General features: G+C 31.3%; 3 protein-coding genes. All 3 read right to left on the bottom strand.

From position 1 onward, the window contains the following. Positions 1 to 239: 239 nt before the first annotated feature. On the bottom strand, positions 240 to 569 hold the full coding sequence (locus ACWIW0_RS11250; RefSeq protein WP_157395579.1) for a hypothetical protein: 330 nt from the start codon (positions 567 to 569) through the stop codon (positions 240 to 242). A gap of 96 nt (positions 570 to 665) precedes the next feature. After that, positions 666 to 866, bottom strand: a complete 201-nt coding sequence (locus ACWIW0_RS11245) for a CPCC family cysteine-rich protein (protein ID WP_157395578.1) — start codon at positions 864 to 866, stop codon at positions 666 to 668. A gap of 397 nt (positions 867 to 1263) precedes the next feature. Continuing rightward, positions 1264 to 2169, bottom strand: a 906-nt coding sequence (locus tag ACWIW0_RS11240) for a polymorphic toxin type 50 domain-containing protein (protein WP_454453387.1), incomplete at its 5' end; no start/stop codon positions are given.

Below are 2169 nucleotides of genomic sequence, written 5' to 3'. Positions count from 1 at the left end.
GTTGCTCATTCAGTGTAATGCGTACCAGTGGGCGAGCAAGCGAAAAGCCACTTGTATCAAATACAAGCGGTAAATTTACCACTAGAATTTGCAAAATTTTAATCATAAACAACCGCTTGTATTATCCCAGTGTTCCACATTGTATGCTGTGAACAATTTGTATGATGAAGAAGCCTGTATTTTCAAGGCTTCTAATAAGGTCAAATTATAAACAATATATTTTATTGAAACATCTCCAATTAACCAATATATTGTTCATTATATTCAAATTTTGTTTTAATCTTGTTATCTTGAAAAGATAAAACAAATTTTCTCCACTGTCCTCCTGTTTTATTAAACATTATAGAACGCAACCTTTCACTCAAATCCTCCAATAAATTCTCATTAAGAATATCAAAATCATTTTGAGATACTACAGTATCATTTAATTTATAAACTAACCCCATACTAGCCCAACCTTCTTTTTCATTTATCTTATATACATATTCAAATGAATTAAATTTCACAATATCTACTATTGAAATAACTTCATATATTTTATTTATAGTTTCAATTTCTTCATTAATCATTTTTTACTTGCCTCATTATTAAATTTTAATTTCTCTTGTTTTACACCATCAATTGAGAACTGAAATTCCAATCTGTCAGGTCTACTTGAACTAGGATCATTTCTCAGCATTATTAGAAAATTTTAAGAAACATTCTCTTGATTCATTCAAACTAAAAGAATTAGCTCCTCCTCTAAAATTAGGATCATCAAATTGAATTGGATCATCTTCCCAACCACAAACACTGCATATCTCATACTCTCTTTCTTCTGAAAGAGTATTATTATGGCAACAAGGACATTTATACTTATTTATCATTTTTGTTTCTCCCAATAATTTATACCGGCTTCAAGTTTAAACATTGTCTTAGGAACAACATGATACTGACATACATCAGGAGATGCACATCACCGGGGATTCGTAACGTTTATATACACATATATAATCTTTAAAATATAAGATGTTGGGATAGTCTAACCTGATCAAATTTTCGCTAATATTATAATTTTCGTCAAAATGAGATATCAAATCTGTACCAATTTCATAGATCATTTCTTTCCAATAATCAGAGGTTTCACCATCAACTATGATATACAGGTATATGCAATTATTTTTTATTTTTACATATACCCCCCTAACTTCTTTTGTTATTTTTCCAATTAAGGCATTCTGTATGGATATTCGTAGCCTTATAACTTCTTCATTTATCATGAAATTAATCCTCATTTGGTTTAGCCGGTACTATATGATATCCATTTTTACTATAATGAATAATACCTATTTTTGTTGGAGTGCTTTTTCCCGTTATAGGATCAACGTAATCACCTATAATTTTATTGAAATTTATTCTTTCTTTTGATCCAGGAAGACCTACTTCAAGCTTTCCAACTTGTTGTCCTGTTCCTGCATAACCTTTTAAAGAATTTAAATCAATAGTAACAATACTTTTTTTCTGATCATTGGCAATAGCAACTTTATATTCATTAGTATTTTTTAAATGTTTATTTTGTTTAGATATTTCAATTTCCAAACTAGAGAAATCTATATTGCTTGTTTTATAGTTAGTTGTTTCCCCAACCACATCCAGTTTATTACCCGAATTAACCTCTTTCGGCACACTTTTCGAAAAATCACCACTTAATGCCGATTTCCCAACATTGCTTGTTCCGATTAAACCGGCTGTACTCGCAATAACATCTCCCCATTGAGTAAATTGATTTACACTACCTTTCGGTAAATCAAAACGTGCCTCAAAATCCGCATATGCTTTTTCTTTACTCGCCGTTAAAATCGAATACTGTTCGGAGAATGAAACTGCTTTCTTATAATCCTCCTCATATTTTGTTGAATATGCGGTGTAAACAGGGTAAGCATAGGCGTAACTTAACTCTGAACCTGAATAACTTGCTTTAGCAGCATCCACTTGTTTACTTTCCTCTCGACAAGTTGGGGACATTTTATCGACACAAGAAGAGACTAATTTAACATCTCGAGCCTTATCTAATTTATTGATTTCAGCAAGCTCTTGCTGTTCTAATTGGGTGATAGTACCGCTTCTTGCCTTTTGTTCCAGTTCATATTTTCGAGCCACCTCATTTTTGAATAGATAATTATTCTCCAC

Source organism: Ursidibacter sp. B-7004-1, from assembly GCF_053654055.1.
The sequence above is the reverse complement of the archived record's forward strand: the minus strand, read 5'-3'. Positions and strand labels throughout refer to the sequence as shown.

Excerpts from the sequence above, each read along its gene's own strand:
- ACWIW0_RS11250 (WP_157395579.1), bottom strand. The coding sequence starts at position 569 with ATGATTAATGAAGAAATTGAAACTATAAATAAAATATATGAAGTTATT.
- ACWIW0_RS11245 (WP_157395578.1), bottom strand. The coding sequence starts at position 866 with ATGATAAATAAGTATAAATGTCCTTGTTGCCATAATAATACTCTTTCA.